We start from the raw sequence: 23,942 nt of genomic DNA, 5'->3' as shown, positions 1-23,942 counted from the left end.
AGGGCGGACAAGCGCGGCGGTGCGTGCCGCCCGGCGGATCGGGGGGTCTGCGATGAGCGCTGGCACGGACGCCGGGACCGCGCGGCACGGTACGGGACTGCCCTGGACGGACCTGCTGATGTCCGCGATCGCCGCGGTCAGCTGGGCGTTGCTCGGGATGACGGGCACGGCCGCGCTCGGTCTGCATCTGCTCGGGGCCGACTCCGCGGGCTCACCGGGCCCCATGACGGCGGCCGTTGTGGCCCTCGGGGCCGGTGGTGCGGTCACACCGTCGGGCGATGTGTCCGTCTTCGGACTGAAAGGGGCCACGGCGCACGCGGCCATCGAGATCACGCCACTCGGGGTGAGCCTGGTCGGTGCGCTGCTGCTGTCCTGGTTCTTCCTACGGTCCCTGCGGTCGGCCGGTGTTGCGGTGGCCCCCGGTGAACTGCTGGCCCGCGCGGGGGTGGTGGTCGCGCTCTTCGAGGCGATGCTGGGCGTTGTCGCCTGGGCCGGTCACGATGTCATCACGTTCGACGGCGACCGGCTCGGCCCGGACCGGCTGCCGGGCGGAGGCGGCTCGGTGCGCATCCCCGGGGTCGGGGACATCGGCGGGCTGCTGCCGGACCACATCGGCCGGCTGGTGCATGCCAGGGCCACGGTCGGCTTCGCGGTGGACCCCGCGGCGACGCTGCTCGGTGGGCTCGGCTGGAGCACCGGCGTCCTGCTGCTCGCCCTGCTCGCCTCGCGCCGCGCTCCGCTGCCGCCCGGCTGGGGCGTGCTGCACCGGGTGGTGCGGCCGGCCGTGTCGGCGCTCGTCACCGTGGGGCTGGTGGCCGTGGCGGCGGGGCTCGCGGCGGCCGGGTACGCGGCGATCGGCGATGCGCATCCACGGCGGATCGCCGGCGCGGCACTGCTCGGCACGCCGAACGGGGTCTGGCTGGGCGTGCCGCTCGGCCTGTTCGTCCCCTGGACCGGCAGCGCCACCGGCACCCTCGGCCACCTGCTCCCCCATCCCCTGGACCGGCTTCTCACCACCCACTCCGACCAGCCGGTGACGGTGGGCCGGCTGGCGGACCTGGACGGCCGGGTGTGGCTGCTGCCGGTGGCGGCGGCGCTGCTGATGCTGCTGGCGGGGGTGCTGGTCGGGGTGCGGACGGAGGTGGTGCGGTCGGCCGGGGGCGGACTCGGGTTCGCCGGTCGCTGCGCCCTGCGGCTGGGTGCCGTGACCGGCCTCGCCCTGCCCCTGCTCACCTGGCTGACCAGCGTCGCCGCACACGCCTCCCTCTCCGTCCTCGGCGTCGACGCCTTCGGCGCGGGCGTCGAACTCCACGCGCAGCTGGGCATGGCGCTGCTGCTGGGCGCGGTCTGGGGTGCGGCCGCGGGGGCGGCCGGAGCACTGCTGACGTGGGTGACGGGGGTGGCGGGGACACGGGCGGTCCCGGCGGCGCGGGGACGGGGGTACAGCGGCGGGGTGCAGGGTGCCGCGGATGGCGGTGGGGTGGGTGGGGCCGGGTACGGCGGTGAGGTGGAGGGGGCCGGGTACGGCGGTGCAGGCGGGGCCGGGGATCGCGTAGGGCCGTATCACCCGGGCAGGCCGTACCGGCCGCCCAACCCGGGCACCAACCCCTATCTCCGGATGCCGGAGGAGCCGCGTGACGCGGGACCCGGACCGGGCGGCGACGACATGTACGGTGCGCCGACCATCGGCGGACCGCTCGGCCCGGTTCCGCCGCGGCCCCGCAGGGGCAGGCCCGAGTGGCCACCGCCGCCACCCCCGCCGCCCCGGGATCCGGGCGGCCCGCAGCGGGACCGGGGCTGAGGAGGCGGACTCGGCCGGCCGCAGCCCCCGTCCGCGCGGAGCGCACATGCGTGGGCTCGGGGATTCGTGGCACAGTCGGGGTGGGGCGGACGGGTGGCGGTGTGTGACGAGGGAGTGTCGGTCCGCGGCAAGATTCCCGACACCGCGCCGACACCCATTGTTCCGTGTCCGTCAGGCGGACCTCGGCGGCGGAAGGCACTGGGTGCCGGATACGGTGGTGACACCATGAGCGCTTCGCAGACCTCCGAGGTCCCCACTCTCCTCGTCAAGATCTTCGGCAAGGACAGGCCGGGCATCACGGCCGGCCTCTTCGACACCCTCGCCGCCTACTCCGTCGACGTCGTCGACATCGAGCAGGTCGTCACCCGGGGCCGCCTGGTGCTGTGCGCCCTGGTGACCGAGCCGCCCGCCGCCCTGGAGGGCGACCTGCGCGCGACCGTGCACAGCTGGGCCGAGTCGATGAAGATGCAGGCGGAGATCATCTCGGGCCACGGCGACAACCAGCCGCGTGGCCTCGGCCGCTCCCTGGTGACCGTCCTCGGCCATCCGCTCACCGCCGAGTCGACCGCCGCCATCGCCGCCCGGATAGCGAAGGCCGGCGGCAACATCGACCGTATCTTCCGGCTCGCCAAGTACCCGGTGACGGCCGTGGAGTTCGCCGTCTCCGGTGTGGAGACGGAGCCGCTGCGCACCGCCCTGGTGTCGGACGCCGCGGCACTGGGTGTCGACATCGCGGTCGTCGCGGCGGGCCTGCACCGGCGCGCTCAGCGGCTGGTGGTCATGGATGTGGACTCCACGCTGATCCAGGACGAGGTCATCGAGCTGTTCGCCGCGCACGCGGGCTGCGAGGACAAGGTCGCCGAGGTGACGGCGGCGGCGATGCGCGGAGAGCTGGACTTCGAGCAGTCGCTGCACGCGCGGGTGGCTCTGCTGGCCGGGCTGGACGCCTCGGTGGTGGAGAAGGTGCGCACCGAGGTCCGGCTGACGCCGGGCGCGCGCACCCTCATCCGCACGCTGAAGCGGCTCGGCTACCAGGTGGGTGTGGTCTCCGGTGGCTTCACCCAGGTCACGGACGATCTCAAGGACCGGCTCGGGCTCGATTTCGCCCAGGCCAACACGCTGGAGATCGTCGACGGCAAGCTGACCGGCCGGGTCACCGGGGAGATCGTGGACCGCGCGGGCAAGGCGCGGCTGCTGCGCCGGTTCGCCGCGGAGGCCGGGGTGCCGCTGTCGCAGACGGTGGCGATCGGCGACGGCGCCAATGACCTGGACATGCTGAACGCGGCCGGTCTGGGCGTGGCGTTCAATGCGAAGCCGGTGGTGCGGGAGGCGGCGCACACGGCGGTGAACTTCCCGTTCCTGGACACGGTCCTGTATCTGCTGGGCGTCACCCGTGAAGAGGTCGAGGCGGCGGACACGCACGACGAGGACTGACCCGGTCCGACGGCTGAGAGGGGCCCGGCACCTGTGGGGTGCCGGGCCCTTCGGCGTGCCGGGTCGGGGGCCGGACGGGTCGGAGGGCGTCAGGACCGGGTCGCTGTGAGGGTCACTCCGAGGGTGCCCAGTAGTCCATGAGCGTGGCGACGCCCGGCTCCAGGCTCTTCCAGAGGCCGTCGAAGGTGAGCAGCGCGAAGCCAGCGGCGGGGAAGCCGCGGCGGTTCATCCGCTCCCGGGCGTCGCCCTCGGCAGCCCCGGACAGGATGTCGGCGAGGCCGTGCACCCCCGGGTTGTGGCCGATCAGGATCACGTTCCGCGCGTCGTCCGGGAGCTCGTTGAGCACGGCGATCAGCTCGCCGGGCGAGGCCTCGTACACCCGCTCCTCGTAGACGGTCTTCGGCCGGTGTGCCAGTTCATGGACGGCGAGCTTCCAGGTCTCGCGGGTCCGGACGGCGGTGGAGCACAGGGCCAGGTCGAAGGCGATACCGGTGTCGGCCAGCTTGCGTCCGGCGACCGCGGCGTCCGTACGGCCTCGCTCGGCGAGCGGACGCTCATGGTCGGACACCTGGGGCCAGTCGGCTTTCGCATGCCGGAAGAGGACGATCCTGCGGGGTTCTGCGACGCTCATGGGACCCAGCTTCGCATGAAACAGGCCATGTGGCGCAGGGAGTTGGCTGGGGGATCCACCGCGCGCGGAGTCCCGCTCAGCGCGCGAGGAGCTGCCGGGCGCGCTCGACGAACTGGGTGATCGCCGGGCCGTCGGTCGCCGCATGCGCGTCGGCCGGGTTCAGTATCAGCAGGAGCAGTGCGATGAAGGCGAGCGCGGGCAGGGCGAGGGCCCACCAGGGCAGCCGGATGTCGACTCCACCCGTGGTCGCCGGGTGGGGCCGGGAGTCGGTGCGGGCCGGCATGGTCGCCTCCGTGGGTCCTCGAGCGGGTCGGTGACCGCCTCGTGCGGTCACTCCTCGAAGCTACGGAACCCGGGGCCGCCAACCCATCCGGAAGACCACCCACTTGACCCTGAGCCTGACCCCCTAGGGGATGGGGGGAAAGCCCCACCATCCGCCCGCGGGTCAGGGCGATGTGAGCCCCCGGGGGTCAGGGCGATGCGAGCGTCGCGACGACGGCGATGATCACGAAGATGGCGAGGAACGAGCCGAAGACAAGCAGCATCTTCTTCTGGCCGTTCTGCGGTTTCGGGTCGAGCACAGGCTGCATGGCGCCAGTCTCGCACCCTTCCTCCCGATCTTGCGCGCGGGGGTCAGCGTGCCGCCACCTCGTCCTCCACGGTGCGGTCGCGGCCCGCCACGAAGCCCACCACCATCTGCGGCACCATCAGGCCCGCCATGAGGGCGATCGGCACGCCCCAGCCGCCGCTCTGCTGGTAGAGCACGCCGACCAGCAGCGGGCCGGGGATGGAGATCAGATAGCCGGTGCTCTGGGCGAACGCGGACAGCTGGGCCACACCCGCTCCGGTCCTGGCCCGCATGCCGACCATGGTCAGCGCCAGCGGGAAGGCGCAGTTGGAGACGCCGAGCAGCACCGCCCAGGCCCAGGAGCCGCCGGCCGGGGCGAGGTACAGACCGGCGTATCCGGCGAGGCCGCACACGCCGAGGACCAGCACGATCGGCCCCTGGTGGGGCAGCCGGGTGGCGACGCGCGGGATGACGAAGGCCAGCGGCACGCCCATCACCATGGTGACGGCGAGCAGCAGGCCGGCGGTGCCCGCCGGGACGCCGGCGTCCCGGAAGATCTGCGCCATCCAGCCCATGGTGATGTAGGCGGCGGTGGCCTGGAGGCCGAAGAAGACGGCGAGCGCCCAGGCGGTCCGGCTGCGGGTGATCCGCAGCGCGGTCTGCTGGTGCGGGGCCTCGCGGTCGGACTTCTGCTGCGGGGCGGGCGCGGTGCCGCGGTCGCGGACGACCGGCAGCCACGGCAGGACGGCCGCGACGGCGAGGGCCGCCCACACGGCGAGCCCGGGCTGCCAGCCGCCGCCCAGGGCGTGGGTCAGCGGGACGGTCGCCGCGGCGGCGGTGGAGGTGCCGAGGGCGAGGGCCATCGAGTACAGGCCGGTCATGGAACCGACCCGGTCGGGGAACCAGCGCTTGACGATGACCGGCATCAGGACGTTGCTGACGGCGATGCCCATCAGGGCGAGCGCGCTGGCGGCCAGGAACCCGGCGGTGCCGCCGGCGTACGGCCGTATCAGCAGGCCCGTGGCGATGGCGGCCATGCCCGCGCACACCACGGCGGCCGGCCCGAAGCGGCGGGCCAGCCGGGGCGCGGTGACGCCGAAGACCGCGAAGCACAGCGGGGGCACGGAGGTGAGCAGGCCGGCCACGCTGCCGCTCATGCCGAGTCCGTCGCGGACCTCCTCCATGAGGGCGCCGAGGCTGGTGATGGCGGGGCGGAGGTTGAAGGCGGACAGCACGATGCCGACGACGACCAGCCGCGTCGCCCACGCGCGCGTGGACGGCGAAGTCCCGGCGTTCCCGGGTGGGCTCGCCGCGGCGGGCGCGCCGGACTCGGTCGGTTGCGTCGCCGTACGGGCGTCCGCGCAGGTATCCGTGCGGGTCTGTGCGGTCCGGGTTTCCTCACTAGCCATGAGACCCATCATAGAATCATGGGATGATTGGTTGTCCATCCCTGCGGCGGCTCCGGCCGTCCCCGCTGTGCGAAGGTGTGCCATGCCCCTGAGCCACCCCCGCCGTTCGGCACTGTCCGAGCAGGTCATCGCGGAACTGCGCAATCAGATCGCCACCGGCGAGTGGCCGGTCGGCTCCCGGATCCCCACCGAGCCCGAGCTGGTCGAGCAGCTCGGCGTCGCGCGCAACACGGTCCGCGAGGCCGTCCGCGCCCTCGCCCACAACGGGCTGCTGGACATCCGGCAGGGCTCCGGCACCTATGTCGCGGCCACCAGCGAGCTGGCCGGTGTGATGCACCGCCGGTTCGCCGGCGCCGACCCGCGGCACATCGCCGAGCTGCGCTCCACCCTGGAGTCGGCCGCCGCGAAACTGGCCGCCGAGCGGCGCACCGAGAAGGACCTCAAGCAGCTGGACGCGGTGCTGGTGCGGCGCGAGGAGGCCTGGCAGACCGGTGACGCGGAGGCCTTCGTGGCCGCCGACGCCACCTTCCACCTGGCGGTGGTGGCGGCCTCGCACAACGACGTGATGACGGCGATGTACGCCGACCTGGGCGAGGTGCTGCGGGACTGGCTGCGGGCGGACGTCGGCGCGGAGCTGACCCCGGAGACCCACATGGACCACACACGGCTGGTGGACGCCATCCGCGCGGGGGACGCCGAGGCGGCCGCGCAGGAGGCCGCGAGCTATCCGTTCCTGTGCCGGCCGGGCCGGTTCAGCGCCCCTTCCGGTGGCTGACCCACGCCGCGCGGACCTGAGTCCAGCAGCGGCCGGTGAGCCGTACGGTCATGGCGGGGCCGGCGTCCACCGGGGCGGTGTCGGTGTCGATGTCCCACCAGTGGGCGCACTCGATGTGCAGGCTCACCCGATCGATGTCGACATAGGGATTGTGACAGTAGGCCACCACATGGGACCCCTGGACGGCGATCCGGCACGACGCGCCGAACAGACCGGGCGCGGGCGGCTTGGCGTCGTCCACGCGCGCGTGGGGCGAGGCGTCGTACGGCAGGCAGAGCACGAGGGCCAGGGCGACGGTCACCGGGGCCAGGCTGCGGAACAGGCGCACAAGGGGACCTCCTCGGCCGGGCTGCGGAGGGACGTGCGGGTGAACGCGTAATCCAGAGTGCGCCGGTGCTGCGGCGGCGGCCCGGCCGGTGGGCCGAACGGGTGACGCCCCGCCCCCGCGCGGTGCGGGGGACGGGGCGTCACCGGTGTCGTACGGGCGTCAGGCGCCGATCGCGTGCAGACCGCCGTCGACGTGGATGATCTCGCCGGTGGTCTTCGGGAACCAGTCGCTCAGCAGGGCGACGATGCCGCGGCCGGCCGGCTCCGGGTCCTTGAGGTCCCACTCCAGCGGGGAGCGGGTGTCCCACACGGAGGCCAGGTCGCTGAAGCCCGGGATGGACTTGGCGGCCATGGAGCCGATCGGGCCCGCCGAGATGAGGTTGCAGCGGATGTTCTGCTTGCCCAGGTCGCGCGCCATGTAGCGGCTGGTCGCCTCCAGGGCGGCCTTGGCCGGGCCCATCCAGTCGTACTGCGGCCAGGCGAACTGGGCGTCGAAGGTGAGGCCGACGACCGAGCCGCCGTTCTGCATCAGCGGCAGGCAGGCCATGGTCAGCGACTTGAGGGAGAACGCCGAGACGTGCATGGCGGTGGCCACGGACTCGAACGGCGTGTTGAGGAAGTTGCCGCCGAGCGCGTCCTGCGGCGCGAAGCCGATGGAGTGCACGACGCCGTCGAGGCCGCCCAGCTCCTCGCCGACGAGGTCGGCCAGGCGGCCCAGGTGCTCGTCGTTGGTGACGTCCAGCTCGATGACCTTGGCCGGCTTCGGCAGCTTCTTGGCGATGCGCTCGGTCAGGGTGGGACGCGGGAACGCGGTCAGGATGACCTCCGCGCCCTGCTCCTGGGCCAGCTTGGCCGCGTGGAAGGCGATGGAGGACTCCATCAGCACGCCGGTGATCAGGACGCGCTTGCCCTCGAGGATTCCGCTCATGTGATCAGTGACCCATTCCCAGTCCGCCGTCAACAGGGATGACGGCTCCAGTGATGTACGAGGCGTCGTCCGAGGCGAGGAACCGCACCGCCGCGGCGATCTCCTCGGGCTGCGCGTAACGGCCGAGCGGCACCTGCGAGACGATGTTCTGGCGCTGCTCGTCGCTGAGCACCTTGGTCATGTCGGTGTCGACGAAACCGGGCGCGACGACGTTGAAGGTGATGTTGCGCGAGCCCAGCTCGCGGGCGAGGGAGCGCGCGAACCCGACCAGGGCGGCCTTGGAGGCGGCGTAGTTCGCCTGCCCCGCCGAGCCGAGCAGGCCGACGACGGAGGAGATCAGGACGACGCGGCCCTTCTTGGCGCGCAGCATGCCGCGGTTGGCGCGCTTCACGACGCGGAAGGTGCCGGTGAGGTTGGTGTCGATGACCGAGGTGAAGTCGTCCTCCGTCATCCGCATCAGGAGCTGGTCCTTGGTGACGCCGGCGTTGGCGACCAGGACCTCGACGGGACCGTGACTGTCCTCGATCTCCTTGTAGGCCTGCTCCACCTGCTCCGGGTCGGTGATGTCGCACTTGACGGCCAGGAAGCCGGCGGGCGGCTCACCCGAGCGGTACGTGATCGCGACCTTGTCGCCGGCGTCGGCGAAAGCGCGGGCGATGGCGAGGCCGATGCCCCGGTTGCCTCCGGTGACGAGAACCGAGCGGCTCAACGGATCACCCTTTCGATAGCGTGCTGCGATGTCCGACAACCCGCCCGAACAGCTCGATGACAGGCGGCTTCATCGAAAACCTATCGGTAGCGCCGCGTGCGCGGGCAATCGGGCACCGACAGTGGCTCGGGGGTGTCACTGTCGGGTCCCTACAGAATGAGCGGGCCGCCGTGCCCAAAGGTGTGGTCCACCGGGCCGCGCGCACGCCATGATCGGACGGACAGGCCACGACAGCAGGGAGACCTCCGTGCCTCATTCCATCGACGAAGCCTTCACGGCGCTTCCGCTACGGGCCCTCGCCGACGCCGCGCTCGCACGCGCGCGGGCGCTGGGGGCCGAGCATGCGGACTTCCGCTTGGAGCGGGTGCGCAGCGCGTCCTGGCGGCTGCGGGACGCCCGGCCCGCCGGATCGTCGGACACCACCGACCTCGGGTACGCGGTCCGTGTCGTGCACGGCGGTACGTGGGGCTTCGCGTCCGGGGTCGACCTCACCATGGACGCCGCCGCCCGGGTCGCCTCGCAGGCGGTGGCCATGGCCAAGCTGTCCGCCCAGGTGATCAAGGCGGCCGGGTCGGACGAGCGGGTGGAGCTGGCGGACGAGCCGGTGCACGCCGACCGGACCTGGGTGTCGTCGTACGAGATCGACCCCTTCTCGGTGCCCGACGAGGAGAAGGCGGCGCTGCTGGCGGAGTGGAGCCGGCGGTTGCTGGCGGCGAACGGCGTCAGCCACGTGGACGCCTCGCTCCTCACCGTGCACGAGAACAAGTTCTACGCCGACACCGCCGGGACCGTGACCACCCAGCAGCGGGTGCGGCTGCACCCGGAGCTGACCGCGGTGTCGGTGGACGACTCCAGCGGCGAGTTCGACTCGATGCGCACCCTGGCGCCGCCGGCCGGGCGCGGCTGGGAGTACCTGACCGGCACCGGCTGGGACTGGGACGGCGAGCTGGAGCGGATCCCGGAGCTGCTCGCGGAGAAGATGCGCGCGCCGAGCGTCGAGCCGGGCCTGTACGACCTGGTGATCGACCCGTCCAATCTGTGGCTGACCATCCACGAGTCCATCGGGCACGCGACCGAGCTGGACCGCGCCCTCGGCTACGAGGCCGCCTACGCCGGCACCTCCTTCGCCACCTTCGACCAGCTGGGCAAGCTCCGCTACGGCTCCGAGCTGATGAACGTCACCGGTGACCGCACCGCCGAGCACGGCCTCGCGACCATCGGCTACGACGACGAGGGCGTCGAGGCGCAGTCCTGGGACCTGGTGAAGGACGGCACACTGGTCGGCTACCAGCTGGACCGCAGGATCGCGAGGCTGACCGGGTTCGACCGGTCCAACGGATGCGCGTACGCCGACTCCCCCGCCCATGTGCCGGTGCAGCGCATGGCCAACGTCTCGCTGCGGCCGGACCCGGCCGGGCTGTCCACCGAGGACCTGATCGGCGGCGTCGACCGGGGCATCTACGTCGTCGGGGACCGGTCCTGGTCGATCGACATGCAGCGGTACAACTTCCAGTTCACCGGGCAGCGCTTCTTCAGGATCGAGAACGGGCGGATCACCGGGCAGCTGAAGGACGTCGCCTACCAGGCGAACACCACCGACTTCTGGGGATCGATGGCCGCCGTGGGCGGTCCGCAGACCTATGTCCTCGGTGGCGCCTTCAACTGCGGCAAGGCCCAGCCCGGGCAGGTGGCCGCCGTGTCCCACGGGTGTCCCTCGGCCCTCTTCAAGGGCGTCAACATCCTCAACACCACGCAGGAGGCCGGTCGATGAGCGCCCGCAGCAACAAGCCGCACGAGATCGTCGAGCAGGCCCTGGCGCTGTCCCGGGCCGACGGGTGCGTGGTGATCGCCGACGAGCACTCCACCGCCAACCTGCGCTGGGCCGGCAACGCGCTGACCACCAACGGTGTGACGCGCGGCCGTACCCTCACGGTGATCGCGACGGTGGACGGCAAGGAGGGCACGGCCTCGGGGGTCGTCTCCCGCTCGGCCGTCACCGCCGAGGAGCTGGAACCGCTGGTGCGGGCCGCCGAGGCCGCCGCGCGCGGCGCCGGGCCCGCCGAGGACGCGCAGCCGCTGGTGAGCGGCGTACCGCAGTCGCCGGACTTCACGGAGGCGCCCGTCGAGACCTCCTCGGCCGTGTTCGCCGGCTTCGCCCCGGCGCTCGGTGAGGCGTTCGCACGCGCGCGTGCGGGCGGCCGGGAGCTGTACGGCTTCGCCAACCACGAGATGGTGTCCACCTATCTGGGCAGCTCCACCGGGCTGCGGCTGCGGCACGACCAGCCCACCGGCACGCTGGAGCTGAACGCCAAGTCGCCGGACCGGACCCGCTCGGCATGGGCCGGCCGGTCCACCCGGGACTTCAAGGACGTCGATCCGGCGGCGCTCGACGCCGAGCTGGCCGTGCGTCTCGGCTGGGCCGAGCGGCGCGTGGAGCTGCCCGCGGGCCGCTACGAGACGCTACTGCCGCCGACCGCGGTGGCGGACCTGCTGATCTACCAGCTGTGGTCGGCGTCCGGCCGGGACGCGGCCGAGGGGCGGACGGTGTTCTCCCGGCCGGGCGGCGGCACGCGCGTCGGCGAGAAGCTCTCCGCGCTGCCGCTCAGCCTGCGCAGCGACCCGCACGAGCCCGGCCTGGAGTGCCCGCCCTTCGTGGTCGCCCACTCCTCCGGCGGCGACCAGTCGGTGTTCGACAACGGCCTGCCGACGCAACGCACCGAGTGGGTCGGCGAGGGCGTGCTGAAGCACCTCACGACCACCCGGCACAGTGCCGCCCTGACCGGGCTGCCGGTCGCCCCGGTGCTCGGGAACCTGATCCTGGACGGCGGCGGCGAGCGCTCCCTGGAGGAGATGGTCGCGGCCACCGAGCGCGGGCTGCTGCTGACCTGCCTGTGGTACATCCGGGAGGTCGACCCGGCGACCCTGCTGCTGACGGGCCTGACCCGGGACGGCGTCTACCTGGTGGAGAACGGCGAGGTGACCGCGCAGGTGAACAACTTCCGGTTCAACGAGTCGCCGGTGGACCTGCTGGGGCGGGCCACCGAGGCCGGGCGCACCGAAAAGACCCTGCCGAGGGAGTGGAGCGACTGGTTCACTAGGGCTGCGATGCCGGCGCTGCGGGTGCCGGACTTCAATATGAGCTCTGTCAGCCAGGGCGTATAACCTCGTACCTGATTACGAGACCACTCGAGGAGACACGAGAACCGTGACGGACATCGTCGACGAGCTGAAGTGGCGGGGGCTGTTCGCCCTGTCCACCGACGAGGACGCTTTGCGCAAGGCGCTCGCGGACGGTCCCGTCACGTTCTATTGCGGCTTCGACCCGACCGCGCCGTCGCTGCACGTGGGCCATCTGGTGCAGGTGCTCACCGTGCGCCGGCTCCAGCAGGCCGGGCACCGGCCGCTGGCGCTGGTCGGCGGTGCGACGGGCCTCATCGGCGACCCGCGCCCGACCGCGGAGCGCACGCTGAACGACCCGGAGACGGTGGCCGGCTGGGTGGGCAAGCTGCGCGCCCAGATCGAGCCGTTCCTGTCCTTCGAGGGCGAGAACGCGGCCGTGATGGTCAACAACCTCGACTGGACCGCAAACCTCTCCGCGATCGAGTTCCTGCGGGACATCGGCAAGCACTTCCGCGTCAACAAGATGCTGACCAAGGACTCCGTGGCCCGCCGTCTGGAGTCCGACCAGGGCATCAGCTACACCGAGTTCAGCTACCAGATCCTCCAGGGCATGGACTTCCTCCAGCTGTACCGGAGGTACGGCTGCACGCTCCAGCAGGGCGGCAGCGACCAGTGGGGCAACCTCACGGCCGGCCTGGACCTGATCCACCGGCTGGAGCCCGGTGCCGAGGTGCACGCGCTGGCCACCCCGCTGATGACCAAGGCGGACGGCACCAAGTTCGGCAAGACCGAGAGCGGCGCCGTCTGGCTGGACCCGGAGATGACGACGCCGTACGCGTTCTACCAGTTCTGGCTGAACGTGGACGACCGGGACATCTCCACGTACCTGCGGATCCTGTCCTTCAAGTCCCGCGCGGAGCTGGAGGAGCTGGAGCAGCAGACGCTGGAGCGCCCCCAGGCGCGTGCCGCACAGCGGGCGCTGGCCGAGGAGCTGACGACGCTGGTGCACGGCGCCGAGCAGACGGCCGCGGTGATCGCCGCGTCCAAGGCGCTGTTCGGGCAGGGCGAGCTGGCGGAGCTGGACGAGAAGACGCTGGCCGCCGCGCTGTCCGAGCTGCCGCGCATCCAGGTGGCGGAGCCGGGCCAGGTGGTCGATCTGTTCGCCGAGGTCGGCCTGGTCGCCAGCAAGTCCGCCGCGCGGCGGACGGTGAAGGAGGGCGGGGCCTACGTGAACAACGTCAAGGTCACCGCCGAGGACGCCGTCGTGGCCCGGGAGGAGCTGCTGCACGGGCGGTGGCTGGTGCTGCGGCGGGGTAAGAAGAACCTTGCCGCGGTGGAGGTCGTCGCCGGCTGACGCCGTAGGGGCGTGGGGTGCGCGGCGTAATGCGGCTTCGTCGTGGTCGTTCGCGCCCCGCGGCGGAGCCGCGTGTCGATGCAGCCCGCGCCCCTTTCGGGGCCGTATGTCGATGCAGCCCCGCGCCCCTTTCGGGCCGCTTCAGGCCCCAGCCCTCTCCTGCTTCCGCTTGCCCAGCGTCGCCATGTAGAGGGCGTCCACGGCCGCGACGATGATGATCGCGGCCACCAGCTGGAAGATGTGCCGGCTCCAGTCGATGCCCGGGGTCGCCTCGACGCCGACGGCGCGGGCGACCGCGTTGCCGACGATGGCGCCGAGCATGCCGCAGATGGTGGTCAGCCACAGCGGGCTGTGCTGCTTGCCGGGGATGACCGCCTTGGCTATCAGGCCCAGCACGAATCCCACGATGATCGCCCACAACCAGCCCATGGCTGCCTCCTCGTACGGCTCGACGTCAGTTTTACGGTCAGTGTGGTTCGGCCGGGGGTACGGCGCACTCCGGGTTCCCCCGTATGCGGCGGGTGAACCCCGAGCCATCGCCGCAGGCGGCGGGTGACCCGGTCTCGTGGCCGGCGAGTGCGCGGCGTACCGTGGAGGTGGCCCGGCACGGCTGCGCGCCGGGCGTGTGGACGAGGGTCCGGGCCGGGGAGTCCGATGCGGGCGGATGGTGGAATGTGACGCGGAAACAGCACGGCGGCGTCCAGGTGTTCCGGATCACCGGCGCCCGGACCGGTCTCGCCGAGGATGTACGGGGCCGGCAGCGGCGGTACGTCATCTCGATGTCGATCCGCACCCTGTCGGTGATCCTCGCCGCGTCGCTGTGGAACGTCGAGCGGTACGTCGCGATCGTCGCGCTGGTGCTCGGCGCGGTCCTCCCCTATGTCGCCGTGGTGATCGCGAACGCGGGCCGGGAACGGCCGCCGTCGCTTCCCTCCACCTTCATCACCACGCCCATGCGTCCGATGATCACTCCGCCGAGGGGCGGGGAGGCGGGGGCCGCGGAGGCTCCGGCGGGCTCGGGCCTGGGCGCTGAGCAGGCAGAACGCGGCGAGAGCGCGGGCTGATCCCGCGTCAGGCTCAAGAAAAGCTCAGATCAATCGTGCAGTTCAGGTGCCGGGCGCAGGGGTACCCGTGACATACTGCGTACGCGCTCCGCATCCCCCGTCGGAGCGACGGACCGACGCCGGGCAGCTCCCCCCGTGGCTGCTCGGCGTCGCCTTGTTCGGGCCTCTTTCTGTGAGACGAAGCTGTGAGTGACGAGACCCCCATCTGCTCCGCGAAGGGCTGCCGCGCCGACGCCGAGTGGGTGCTGGCGTGGAACAACCCGAAGATCCACACGCCGGAGCGGCGCAAGACCTGGCTCGCGTGCGAGGAGCATCGCGAGCATCTCTCGCAGTTCCTCGGGGTGCGGGGTTTCCTGAAGGACGTCGTCCGCTTCGCCGACTGGCAGGATCCCGAAGGGGCCTGACCTCCCGAGGGGCCTAGCCGCCGATCGCCGACATCGGGCGGTCCGGCTGGACGAAGGACGGGTCGTCCAGGCCCGCGCCCGCCTTCTTGCCCCACATCGCCTGCTTCCAGATGCGGGCGATCTCCTCGTCGGGGGCGCCGCCGCGCAGGGCAGCGCGCAGGTCGGTCTCCTCGGTGGCGAACAGGCAGGTGCGTATCTGGCCGTCGGCGGTCAGGCGGGTGCGGTCGCAGGCCGCGCAGAACGGGCGGGTGACCGAGGCGATCACGCCGACGCGGTACGGGCCGCCGTCCACCAGCCAGCGCTCCGCCGGGGCCGAGCCGCGCTCGTCCGCGCCCTCGGGGGTGAGGTCGAAGCGGGTACGCAGGGAGGCGAGGATGTCCCCGGCGGTGACCATGCCCTCGCGCTTCCAGCCGTGCTGGGCGTCCAGCGGCATCTGCTCGATGAACCGCAGTTCGTAGTCGTGTTCCAGGGCCCAGGCCAGCAGGTCGGGGGCCTCGTCCTCGTTCAGGCCCGGCATCAGGACCGAGTTGACCTTGACGGGGGTCAGGTCCGCCGCGCGGGCGGCTTCGAGGCCTTCGAGGACGTCCTTGTGGCGGTCGCGGCGGGTGAGCGTCTTGAAGACGTCCGGGCGGAGGGTGTCCAGGGAGACGTTGACCCGGTCCAGGCCGGCCGCCTTGAGTGCGCTCGCGGTGCGCTTCAGGCCGATGCCGTTGGTGGTGAGGGACATCTGGGGGCGGGGTTCGAGGGCCGCCACGCGCTCCACGATGCCGACCAGGCCGGGGCGGAGCAGCGGCTCGCCGCCGGTGAAGCGGACCTCCTCGATGCCGAGGGTGCGGACCGCTATGTCGATGAGCCGGACGATCTCGTCGTCCGTGAGCAGGTCGGGCTTGGCCAGCCACTGCAAGCCCTCCTCGGGCATGCAGTAGGTGCAGCGCAGATTGCACCGGTCGGTCAGCGAGACCCTCAGGTCGGTGGCCACTCGGCCGAAAGTGTCGATGAGCACGTGGGCCCCCTCCCTCTCGTGATCCCTCATTCTCGGTCCTGCCTGCCTCGTCCGTCACTTGCGAGACTACGTGACGGCACTGACATCGACAGCGGCCCGATCCCACGAGGTACGGCACGGCCGCGTCGTAGGACCCTACAGTCCTGGCCGACGCGGCCGTCGTTCCCGGCTCGGTGCGATCGTACGAGCCTCAGTGCGCGCCCGTCCCGGTCAGGGACCGCACCTCCAGTTCGGCGTACTTGCCGGTGTCCGGAGCCTCCTTCGACAGCAGAGTGCCCAGCGCGCCCAGCAGGAAGCCCACCGGGATCGAGATGATGCCGGGGTTCTCCAGCGGGAACCAGTGGAAGTCGACACCGGGGAACATCGAGGCCGGGCTGCCGGAGACCACCGGCGAGAACAGCACCAGGCCGACCGCGGTGACCAGACCGCCGTAGATCGACCACAGGGCGCCCGCGGTGGTGAACCGCTTCCAGAACAGGCTGTACAGGATGGTCGGCAGGTTGGCGGAGGCGGCGACCGCGAAGGCGAGGGCGACCAGGCCGGCCACGTTCAGGTCGCGGGCCAGGGCGCCGAGCAGGATCGAGACCGCGCCGATGCCGACGGTCGCCCAGCGGGCCGCGCCCACCTCCTGCTTCTCGGTGGCCTGTCCCTTCTTGATGACGTTGGCGTAGATGTCGTGCGCGAAGGAGGACGACGAGGCCAGGGTGAGGCCGGCGACGACTGCGAGAATGGTCGCGAAGGCGACCGCGGAGATGGTCGCGAGGAGGATCGCGCCCCCGTCGGAGTGCACTCCGCCGAGGTGGAGGGCGAGCAGCGGGGCCGCCGTGTTGCCCGCCTTGTTGGAGGCGATGATCTCGGCCGGCTTGATCAGCGCGGCCGCGCCGAAGCCGAGGGCGAGGGTCATCAGATAGAAGACGCCGATCAGTCCGATCGCCCAGATGACGGACTTCCGGGCCGCCTTGGCGGTGGGCACGGTGTAGAAGCGGATCAGGATGTGCGGCAGCCCGGCGGTGCCGAGCACCAGGGCGAGGCCGAGGGAGAGGAAGTCCAGCTTGGTGGTGCCGGTGGCGCCGTACTTCAGACCGGGCTGGAGGAAGGCCGAGCCCTTGCCGCTGTTGTCGGCGGCCCTGCCGAGCAGATCGGAGATGTTGAAGTGGAACTTCAGCAGCACCACGAAGGTCAGCAGCAGGGCGCCGATGATCAGCAGCACCGCCTTGACCATCTGCACCCAGGTGGTGCCCTTCATGCCGCCGATCGTGACGTACACGATCATCAGGACGCCGACCAGGGCGACGATGCCGATCTTGCCGCCGTCGCTGGTGATGCCGAGCAGCAGGGAGACCAGGACGCCGGCGCCGGCCATCTGGGCGAGCAGGTAGAAGATCGAGACGACGATGGTGGAGGTGCCGGCGGCCGTGCGGACCGGGCGCTGGCGCATGCGGTACGCGAGCACGTCGCCCATGGTGTAGCGGCCGGAGTTGCGCAGCGGCTCGGCGACCAGGAGGAGGGCGACGAGCCAGGCGACCAGGAAGCCGATGGAGTACAGGAAGCCGTCGTAGCCGAACAGGGCGATGGCACCGGCGATGCCCAGGAAGGACGCGGCGGACATGTAGTCGCCGGAGACGGCGAGGCCGTTCTGGAAGCCGGTGAACTGCCGTCCGCCGGCGTAGAAGTCGGCGGCGTCCTTGGTCTGGCGGCCGGCCCAGACGGTGATGACGAGGGTCGCGGCGACGAACACCGCGAACAGGGTGATGATCAGCGTCCGGTGCTCGCTCGCCTCGCCGGCGGCCAGCAGCAGCTGGGGGTGGCTCATGCTCCGTCCTCCATGCGGGACTTGATGGCCGCGGCCTTCGGGTCGAGCTTGGTGGCGGCGTGCCGGGCGTACCACCAGGCGATGAGGAAGGTGGTGAGGAACTGGGCGAGGCCGAGGACGAGCGCGACGTTGACGTTGCCGGCCACCTTGGTGCCCATGAATCCGCCCGCGTAGTTGGAGAGCAGCACGTACAGCAGGTACCAGGCGGTGAACGCGATGGTCAGCGGGAAGGCGAAGGAGCGGTGGGCGCGGCGCAGTTCGGCGAACTCCGCGCTCTGCTGCACCTCGGTGAACTCCTCGGTGGTGGGAAGTGGGGGCCCCGGTGTCGCCGGGGGTGGTGTCTCGGTGGCCACGGAGTCTCCTCGGGGGACGGACATGCGCGTTTCTGACCTCACGGGAAGGAGGGTCACATGACCGAGAGTAGTGGCACGACTCCCGTTCGTGACCCCAGGGGGCCACGATCCTGCTGGGCCCCTCGTCCACGGTCACGGCGCCACGCGCGGAGCGGTTCAAGTCCGTCGTGCTCTTTCGTGGAGGGGCTGCCGTCGGCGTCTTTCGGTGAGTGGCTGCCGTCGGCCTCTTTCGTGGAGCGGGCGCGGAAGATAGCTTCTGCCTGCACACCCGTCATGTACCTGCCCGAGCACCATCCGTGTCTCGGGCGGTTCCGTATCCGGATGATGTGGAGACCCCATGGTTCATCTGCGTTCCAGACCCCGGCTCGCGCTCGCCGTGCCGGTCGTGCTGTCGCTGACCGCCGCGCTCGGCTTCCTTCCGGCGGCGGCCTCGGCGGCGCCCGCCACGACGGCCGCGGCGGCGCGGGCCGCGGAGGACGGGCCGAACCTCGCGTACGTGGTCAACACCCGGACGGATCCCCGGACGATCGCGTCGGTGCAGCGTGAGATCACGCGCAACGGCGGCACGGTCGTGGCGAGTTACGACCGGATCGGGGTGATCGTCGTCCACTCGGCGAACCCGGACTTCGGTGCGCTGATGCGTGCCGTGCCGGGGGTGGACTCGGCGGGCGCCACCCGGACCGCGCCGCTCAGTGCGGCGGGCACGACGGACGAGGGCGCGGTGCAGGTCCTGTCCAAGGCCGAGGCGGCGAAGCTGGCCGCGAGCGCCGCGCCGGGCGAGGAGCCCCTGGAGGCGGACCAGTGGGACCTGCGGGCGATCGGCGCCGACCGGGCCGCGCGGATCGACCCGGGCAGCAGGAGCGTGACCGTCGGCGTGATCGACACGGGCGTGGACGACACCCACCCGGACATCGCCCCGAACTTCTCCGCCGCGCAGTCGGCGAACTGTGTGAGCGGCAAGCCGGACACGACGTACGGCGCGTGGCGGCCGGTGGACGCCGAGCACTACCACGGCACCCATGTGGCCGGTGAGATAGCCGCGGCCCGCAACGGCATAGGCGTGGCCGGGGTGGCGCCGGGCGTGAAGGTCGCGAGCATCACCGTGGCCCAGCCGGACGCGAAGTCGCTGTTCTACCCGGAGAGTGTGGTCTGCGCCTTCGTGTTCGCCGCGGACCATGGCATCCAGATCACGAACAACAGCTATTACGTTGACCCGTGGATGTACAACTGCATGGACGACCCCGATCAACGTGCCATCGTTGACGCGGTCAACAGGGCCCAGTTGTACGCCCAGGGCAAGGGCACGCTCAATGTGGCTTCCGCGGGCAACGCCAACGACGACCTGGACTCCCACGCCCTCGTGGACGACTCCAGCCCCGACGACGCGACGGCCACCACCCGGACGGTCGACCCGCACGAGTGCTTCGACGTCCCGACCCAGCTGCCCGGTGTCGTCACCGTGAGCGCGGTCGGCGTGAAGGGCACCAAGTCGTACTACTCCAGCTACGGCCGGGGCGTGGTCGACGTGGCGGGGCCGGGGGGCGACAAGTACCAGATCCCGGACACGCCGTCGAAGAACGGCCGCATCCTGTCCACGCTGCCGAACGGCCAGTACGGCTTCCTGCAAGGCACCTCGATGGCATCGCCGCACGTGGCCGCCGTGGCCGCGCTGCTGAAGTCGGCCCACCCGTGGGCCACTCCGGCCCAGCTGCTGGCCCTGCTCAAGGCCGAGGCGGACAACCCGGGCTGCCCGAGCGGTCCGTACGACGGCAACGGCGACGGGGTCGTGGACGCGACCTGCGTCGGCGGCAAGCGTGTGAACGGCTTCTACGGCTTCGGTGTCGTGAACGCGCTGCGCGCTGTCCAGTAGCCACCTGTACCGCGAACGAAGGGGAGAAGACTCACCCATGACAGCGCCCAAGCAGCGCTACCGCCGCGCTCTCGCGATCCCCGCCGGGATGGCCCTGGCCACGGCCCTCGCGTTCCTGCCGAACGTCACCGCGTCCGCCGCGGACAACCCCCCGGTGGCCACCGACGGGGCCGCCCTCAGCTATGTCGTCAACCTCAGCCCGCGGCAGGGCGTCTCGGCGCGGGTGCGGCAGGCGATCGCCGACGCCGGCGGGTCGGTGGTGATCGCGTACGACCGGATCGGCGTGGTCGTCGTCCACTCCGCCGACCCCGGCTTCGCCGCGAAGATCCGCGCGGTGCCCGGGGTGGACTCGGCCGGCGCCACGCGCAACGCGCCGCTGCCCGCCGCGTCCACCACCGACGAGGGCGCCCCGAAGGTGCTCAGCGCCGAGGAGGTCGCGGCCGCCGGCGCCCGGGCGACGGCGGGGCAGGACCCGCTGGAGCCGTTGCAGTGGGACCTGCCGGCCATCAAGGCGGACAAGGCGCACGAGAAGACCCTGGGCAGCCCGGATGTGAAGGTCGCCGTGATCGACACCGGTGTGGACGACACCCACCCGGACATCGCGCCCAACTTCGACCGGGCGGACTCCGTCAACTGTGTGTCGGGCAGCCCGGACACCACGGACGGCGCCTGGCGGCCGAGCGCCTCGGAGAGTCCGCACGGCACGCATGTGGCGGGCGAGATCGCGGCGGCCCGGAACGGCGTGGGCATGACCGGGGTGGCGCCGGGGGTCAAGGTGGCCGGCATCAAGGTCGCCAACCCGAAGGGGTACTTCTACACGGAGGCCGTGGTCTGCGGCTTCATGTGGGCGGCCGAGCACCACATCGACGTGACCAACAACAGCTACTACACCGACCCGTGGTACTTCAACTGCACCGGCGACCCGGACCAGAAGGCGCTCGTGGACGCCGTCACCAGGGCCTCGCGGTACGCGGAGCGCAAGGGCACGGTCAACGTCGCGGCGGCGGGCAACGAGAACTACGACCTCGCGTCCGACTCGATCACCGACCCGTCGTCGCCGAACGACGGCACCCCCTCGGACCGAGTGATCGACCCGCACCGGTGCTACGACATACCGACCCAGCTGCCGGGTGTCGTGACGGTCGCGGCGACGGGCGCGAAGGGCCTGAAGTCGTCCTTCTCCAACTACGGCCTCGGCGTGATCGACATCGCCGCGCCCGGCGGCGACTCGACGGCCTACCAGAAGCCCGATGCTCCGGCGACCAGCGGTCTCATCCTGGGGCCGCTGCCGGGCGGCAAGTGGGGTTACATGGCCGGTACGTCGATGGCCACCCCGCATGTCGTGGGGGTTGCCGCATTGATCAAGTCAACCCATCCGCATGCCTCGCCGACTCTGGTGAAGGCGCTGCTCTACGCGGAGGCCGACGCCACACCGTGCACGGATCCGTACGACATCAACGGTGACGGCAAGGTCGACGCGGTCTGCCAGGGGCCGCTGAACCGCAACGGGTTCTACGGCTGGGGGACGGCGGACGCGCTGGCCGCGGTGAGCGACTAGCGACCGGCGGCGACCGGTACGGGCGGGTGGCGGGGACGTGTTCCGGCCCCCCGCCCGTGCGGCATGATCTCCGGTCATGAACTCATACGAAGATCCCGCGGCCTGGGAGCCGCCGCCGGCCCGGCACCGGGGCCTGCTGGTCGTGCGCTTCGTGGCGAGCCTCCTCTACTGGCCGGTGCATGTGGTGTGGTGCGTTGTCCTGCTGGGGGTGCTCACGGCGGTCGGGGCGGTGGTCGACCTGGTCGGCTCGGTCAGCACGCGGGCCGAGAAGGCCGTCGACAGGCGCGGCGACCGGCTGGCGGACCTGATGCTGCTGCCCTCCTGGTACGTCGGTCTGCGCGAGGTCCGGCACGAGGGGGACGCGGCGTACTACCGGGCGCGGGTCGACCGGGCGGTGTCCCGGCAGACCGAGCAGGTCTCCCAGCCGCGGCCGCTCACGTCGCGCGAGTGGTCGATATCGCGGCGCGACTACCGGGGCGCGGGGGCCCGGTACGTCGCCGAGCGGGCGCTCGCACAAGGATGGCAGCTGCGGCCGTCCGACGTCCGCAGGAAGGTGACCCTCTACTGGCCGCCCCAGCGTTGACGCAATCATGGGCTCAGCCCCAAAGGATTGATTGAATCAATAATGCATAGTGCAGTCATGAGAGATATCGCGTTCGCATGGACTGCACTGGGCGGCGACCCCGCCCTCGTCTCCCGGGTCACCTCGGTCGAGCGGCCCGGCGCGCTCCCGTCCCGCTTCCCCGTCCGCGAGCTGGCGCGCGCCTGCGTCGGCGCGTGTGCGCTGGCCGCCGCCGAACTCGCGGGCCGCCGGACCGCGGGCACCGGCACACCCGGCGTCCGGGTCGACGACGGTGCCGTGGCGGCCGCCTTCCACAGCGACCGCCTGCTCCAGGTGGACGGGCGCGCACCGGTCAACTTCGCGCCGCTGTCCCGGTTCTGGCGGACCGCCGACGGCTGGGTGCGCACACACGCCAACTATCCGCACCACCGGGAGCGGTTGCTCGGCGCGCTGGGTCTGCCGGCGGACGCCTCGGTGGCGGCGGTGGCCGACCGCTTCGCCGAGCTTTCCGCGCTGGACGCCGAGGACGCCGTGTACCGCGCCGGCGGCCTCGCCGTGGTCCTGCGCACCTCCGCGGAGTGGGCCGCGCACCCGCAGGCCGCCGAGCTGGCCGCCCGTCCGCTGGTCGAGCGGCAACGGCTGGACGCGGCACCCGCGCGCGTGCTGCCGCCGCTCCCGGCGACCGCTCCCCTGCTGCCCGCCGCGGGCCTGCGCGTCCTGGACCTGACCCGGGTGCTGGCGGGCCCGGTCGCCACCCGCACGCTGGGCCTGCTCGGCGCCGACGTGCTCCGGCTGGACGCCCCGCACCTGCCCGAACTCCCCGACCAGCACGCCGACACCGGCTTCGGCAAGCGGTCGGCGACCCTCGACCTGGCCACCGGCCGGGACACCTTCGAGGAGCTGCTGGCCTCGGCGGACGTCGTCGTCACCGGCTACCGGCCGGGCGCCCTCGACCGGCTGGGCCTCGCCCCCGACGAGCTGGCCCGGCGCCGTCCCGGCCTGGTCGTGGCGCAGGTCTCGGCGTGGGGGGCGTACGGGCCCTGGGGCGGCCGGCGGGGCTTCGACAGCCTGGTGCAGGTCGCCACCGGCATCGCGGCGGCCGAGGGCTCGGCCGGGCAGCCCGGCGCGCTGCCCGCCCAGGCGCTGGACCACGGCACCGGTTATCTGCTGGCGGCGGCCGTGCTGCGCGCGCTGACCGAGCAGTCGTACGAGGGCGGGAGCCGGCTCGTGCGGCTGGCGCTCGCGCGTACCGCCCACTGGCTGACCGACGGGATCCGGCCGGGGCCGGCCACCGGAGTGCCGTACCCGGGTCCGGACGACTGGCTGGCCGAGGTGGACAGCCCCCTCGGCCGGCTCCGGCACGCCCTGCCCCCGGTGACCTTCACCGGCGGCCCCGCCGACTGGACGCTCCCCCCGGCGCCGTGGGGGTCTCAGGCGGCCCGCTGGTCGTGAGCGCGCGGCCGGGTCAGCGGCCAGCGGTGACGAGCCGCGCGACGGGTCGCCCGCGCCGGGCCGCGCCCGACGAGTGGCCCCTCAGACGCCCGCCGCGCCCAGCAGGCGGCCCGCCGCGTAGGTGACGGCCATCGCCAGGGCGCCGCCCAGGACGTTGCGCAGGACCGCCCGCCAGGGGGACGCCGCGCCGAGGCGGGCGCTGCTCCAGCCGGTGAGGACGAGCGCGGCCAGGACCGACCCCACGGTGACCGGCAGCCGCCAGCCGGCCGGGGGCAGGACGATGGCGAGCAGCGGGAGCAGCGCGCCCACGGTGAAGGCGAGGAAGCTCGCCCACGCCGCGTGCCAGGGGTTGGTCAGCTCCTCGGGGTCGATGCCCAGCTCCACGCGCGCGTGGGCCCGCAGCGCGTCCCGGGCGGTGAGCTGCTCGGCGGCCTCCCGGGCCACCTCGCGGGACAGGCCGCGGTCCTCCAGCAGCCGGGTCAGCTCGTCGAGTTCGGCCTCCGGCTGCTCGCGCAGCTCGCGTTTCTCCACGGCCAGCGCGGCGAGTTCGGAGTCGCGCTGGGTGGAGACCGAGACGTACTCGCCGGCCGCCATGGACATCGATCCGGCGAGCAGACCGGCCAGTCCGGCGGTGAGCAGGGCGGCCCGGCTCTGTGTCGCCCCGGCCACGCCGACGACGAGTCCGGCGGTGGAGACGATGCCGTCGTTCGCGCCCAGCACGGCGGCCCGCAGCCAGTTCAGCCGCGAGCCGAGCGCGCCCCCGTGGGTCTCGTCATGGGTCGGTTCCGTCACAGCAGCGAGGATCGC

Annotated in this window: 24 protein-coding genes; 12 read left to right on the top strand and 12 right to left on the bottom strand. The window is 72.2% G+C overall.

Going from position 1 to position 23,942, the window contains the following annotated elements:
* Positions 1-52 precede the first annotated feature (52 nt).
* Positions 53-1,801, top strand: a complete 1,749-nt coding sequence (locus tag ACWCV9_RS26930; RefSeq protein WP_450790297.1) for a streptophobe family protein — start codon at positions 53-55, stop codon at positions 1,799-1,801.
* Between the two features lie 225 nt (positions 1,802-2,026).
* Positions 2,027-3,235: a phosphoserine phosphatase SerB gene (gene serB, locus ACWCV9_RS26925; protein WP_450790295.1), complete on the top strand. Its 1,209-nt coding sequence runs from the start codon at positions 2,027-2,029 to the stop codon at positions 3,233-3,235.
* A 112-nt stretch (positions 3,236-3,347) separates the two neighbouring features.
* Here serB and ACWCV9_RS26920 read toward each other — a convergent pair whose 3' ends face one another.
* From ACWCV9_RS26920 to ACWCV9_RS26905, 4 genes are all read right to left on the bottom strand, one after another.
* Positions 3,348-3,866 (bottom strand): SixA phosphatase family protein, encoded by a 519-nt coding sequence (locus ACWCV9_RS26920; protein ID WP_450790293.1) that lies wholly within the window; start codon positions 3,864-3,866, stop codon positions 3,348-3,350.
* Positions 3,867-3,942: 76 nt separating this feature from the next.
* A complete protein-coding gene (locus ACWCV9_RS26915; protein ID WP_450790291.1) occupies positions 3,943-4,149 on the bottom strand; it encodes a hypothetical protein in 207 nt (68 codons plus the stop codon).
* 187 nt (positions 4,150-4,336) lie between these two features.
* Positions 4,337-4,456 carry an SGM_5486 family transporter-associated protein gene (locus tag ACWCV9_RS26910; RefSeq protein ID WP_385843280.1) on the bottom strand — a complete coding sequence of 40 codons (120 nt, stop codon included), beginning with the start codon at positions 4,454-4,456 and terminating at the stop codon, positions 4,337-4,339.
* Between the two features lie 43 nt (positions 4,457-4,499).
* Positions 4,500-5,843, bottom strand: a complete 1,344-nt coding sequence (locus ACWCV9_RS26905) for a CynX/NimT family MFS transporter (RefSeq protein WP_450790290.1) — start codon at positions 5,841-5,843, stop codon at positions 4,500-4,502.
* Between the two features lie 82 nt (positions 5,844-5,925).
* On the opposite strand from ACWCV9_RS26905, the gene ACWCV9_RS26900 reads away from it, so the two are divergent.
* The gene (locus ACWCV9_RS26900; protein WP_450790288.1) at positions 5,926-6,618 is read left to right on the top strand and encodes a FadR/GntR family transcriptional regulator; all 693 of its coding nucleotides are present in this window, start codon (positions 5,926-5,928) and stop codon (positions 6,616-6,618) included.
* Here the strand turns inward: ACWCV9_RS26900 and ACWCV9_RS26895 are convergent.
* From ACWCV9_RS26895 to fabG, 3 genes are all read right to left on the bottom strand, one after another.
* The gene (locus tag ACWCV9_RS26895) at positions 6,596-6,946 is read right to left on the bottom strand and encodes a hypothetical protein (protein ID WP_385843277.1); all 351 of its coding nucleotides are present in this window, start codon (positions 6,944-6,946) and stop codon (positions 6,596-6,598) included. The two genes, ACWCV9_RS26900 and ACWCV9_RS26895, sit on opposite strands and share 23 nt — an antisense overlap.
* A gap of 159 nt (positions 6,947-7,105) precedes the next feature.
* Positions 7,106-7,873 carry an enoyl-ACP reductase FabI gene (fabI, locus tag ACWCV9_RS26890; protein ID WP_450790286.1) on the bottom strand — a complete coding sequence of 256 codons (768 nt, stop codon included), beginning with the start codon at positions 7,871-7,873 and terminating at the stop codon, positions 7,106-7,108.
* Between the two features lie 4 nt (positions 7,874-7,877).
* Positions 7,878-8,582: a 3-oxoacyl-[acyl-carrier-protein] reductase gene (gene fabG / locus ACWCV9_RS26885; RefSeq protein ID WP_385843274.1), complete on the bottom strand. Its 705-nt coding sequence runs from the start codon at positions 8,580-8,582 to the stop codon at positions 7,878-7,880.
* A gap of 247 nt (positions 8,583-8,829) precedes the next feature.
* Here fabG and ACWCV9_RS26880 point away from each other — a divergent pair, with 247 nt between their 5' ends.
* From ACWCV9_RS26880 to tyrS, 3 genes are read left to right on the top strand one after another with little or no spacing between them, the layout of a single operon-like run.
* Entirely contained in the window at positions 8,830-10,353 is a 1,524-nt protein-coding gene (locus ACWCV9_RS26880; protein WP_450790284.1) for a TldD/PmbA family protein, read from the top strand.
* Positions 10,350-11,744, top strand: coding sequence for a metallopeptidase TldD-related protein (locus tag ACWCV9_RS26875; RefSeq protein ID WP_450790282.1), 1,395 nt, complete (start codon positions 10,350-10,352; stop codon positions 11,742-11,744). The genes ACWCV9_RS26880 and ACWCV9_RS26875 overlap by 4 nt, the downstream gene beginning before the upstream one ends.
* 43 nt (positions 11,745-11,787) lie before the next feature.
* A complete protein-coding gene (tyrS, locus tag ACWCV9_RS26870) occupies positions 11,788-13,056 on the top strand; it encodes a tyrosine--tRNA ligase (RefSeq protein WP_385843265.1) in 1,269 nt (422 codons plus the stop codon).
* 141 nt (positions 13,057-13,197) lie between these two features.
* Here the strand turns inward: tyrS and ACWCV9_RS26865 are convergent, their stop codons facing one another.
* Entirely contained in the window at positions 13,198-13,485 is a 288-nt protein-coding gene (locus ACWCV9_RS26865; protein ID WP_450790280.1) for a GlsB/YeaQ/YmgE family stress response membrane protein, read from the bottom strand.
* Positions 13,486-13,730: 245 nt separating this feature from the next.
* Between ACWCV9_RS26865 and ACWCV9_RS26860 the strand changes: the two genes are divergently transcribed.
* Together ACWCV9_RS26860 and ACWCV9_RS26855 are read left to right on the top strand one after the other, a co-directional pair.
* A complete protein-coding gene (locus tag ACWCV9_RS26860; protein WP_450790278.1) occupies positions 13,731-14,120 on the top strand; it encodes a DUF3099 domain-containing protein in 390 nt (129 codons plus the stop codon).
* 185 nt (positions 14,121-14,305) lie between these two features.
* The gene (locus ACWCV9_RS26855; RefSeq protein WP_385843261.1) at positions 14,306-14,524 is read left to right on the top strand and encodes a hypothetical protein; all 219 of its coding nucleotides are present in this window, start codon (positions 14,306-14,308) and stop codon (positions 14,522-14,524) included.
* Between the two features lie 13 nt (positions 14,525-14,537).
* Here the strand turns inward: ACWCV9_RS26855 and moaA are convergent, their stop codons facing one another.
* The 3 genes from moaA to ACWCV9_RS26840 form a co-directional block, all read right to left on the bottom strand.
* Positions 14,538-15,527: a GTP 3',8-cyclase MoaA gene (gene moaA / locus ACWCV9_RS26850; protein WP_450790276.1), complete on the bottom strand. Its 990-nt coding sequence runs from the start codon at positions 15,525-15,527 to the stop codon at positions 14,538-14,540.
* Between the two features lie 190 nt (positions 15,528-15,717).
* Entirely contained in the window at positions 15,718-17,340 is a 1,623-nt protein-coding gene (locus ACWCV9_RS26845) for a solute symporter family protein (protein ID WP_450790274.1), read from the bottom strand.
* On the bottom strand, positions 17,337-17,693 hold the full coding sequence (locus ACWCV9_RS26840) for a DUF485 domain-containing protein (RefSeq protein ID WP_385843258.1): 357 nt from the start codon (positions 17,691-17,693) through the stop codon (positions 17,337-17,339). Before ACWCV9_RS26840 ends, ACWCV9_RS26845 begins: the two co-directional genes overlap by 4 nt.
* A 337-nt stretch (positions 17,694-18,030) precedes the next feature.
* Here ACWCV9_RS26840 and ACWCV9_RS26835 point away from each other — a divergent pair, with 337 nt between their 5' ends.
* The 4 genes from ACWCV9_RS26835 to ACWCV9_RS26820 all read left to right on the top strand — a co-directional run bounded on the left by ACWCV9_RS26835 (position 18,031) and on the right by ACWCV9_RS26820 (position 23,135).
* Positions 18,031-19,563: a S8 family peptidase gene (locus tag ACWCV9_RS26835; protein WP_450790272.1), complete on the top strand. Its 1,533-nt coding sequence runs from the start codon at positions 18,031-18,033 to the stop codon at positions 19,561-19,563.
* 37 nt (positions 19,564-19,600) lie between these two features.
* On the top strand, positions 19,601-21,121 hold the full coding sequence (locus ACWCV9_RS26830; protein ID WP_450790270.1) for a S8 family peptidase: 1,521 nt from the start codon (positions 19,601-19,603) through the stop codon (positions 21,119-21,121).
* 76 nt (positions 21,122-21,197) lie between these two features.
* A complete protein-coding gene (locus tag ACWCV9_RS26825; RefSeq protein WP_450790268.1) occupies positions 21,198-21,704 on the top strand; it encodes a hypothetical protein in 507 nt (168 codons plus the stop codon).
* Positions 21,705-21,761: 57 nt separating this feature from the next.
* Positions 21,762-23,135 carry a CoA transferase gene (locus tag ACWCV9_RS26820; RefSeq protein WP_450790267.1) on the top strand — a complete coding sequence of 458 codons (1,374 nt, stop codon included), beginning with the start codon at positions 21,762-21,764 and terminating at the stop codon, positions 23,133-23,135.
* Between the two features lie 81 nt (positions 23,136-23,216).
* On the opposite strand, the gene ACWCV9_RS26815 is transcribed toward ACWCV9_RS26820, so the two are convergent.
* The gene (locus ACWCV9_RS26815; RefSeq protein ID WP_450790265.1) at positions 23,217-23,927 is read right to left on the bottom strand and encodes a VIT1/CCC1 transporter family protein; all 711 of its coding nucleotides are present in this window, start codon (positions 23,925-23,927) and stop codon (positions 23,217-23,219) included.
* Between the last annotated feature and the right edge of the window lie 15 nt (positions 23,928-23,942).

The sequence above is a fragment of the Streptomyces sp. NPDC001606 genome (assembly GCF_053596835.1).
The sequence above is the reverse complement of the archived record's forward strand: the minus strand, read 5'-3'. Positions and strand labels throughout refer to the sequence as shown.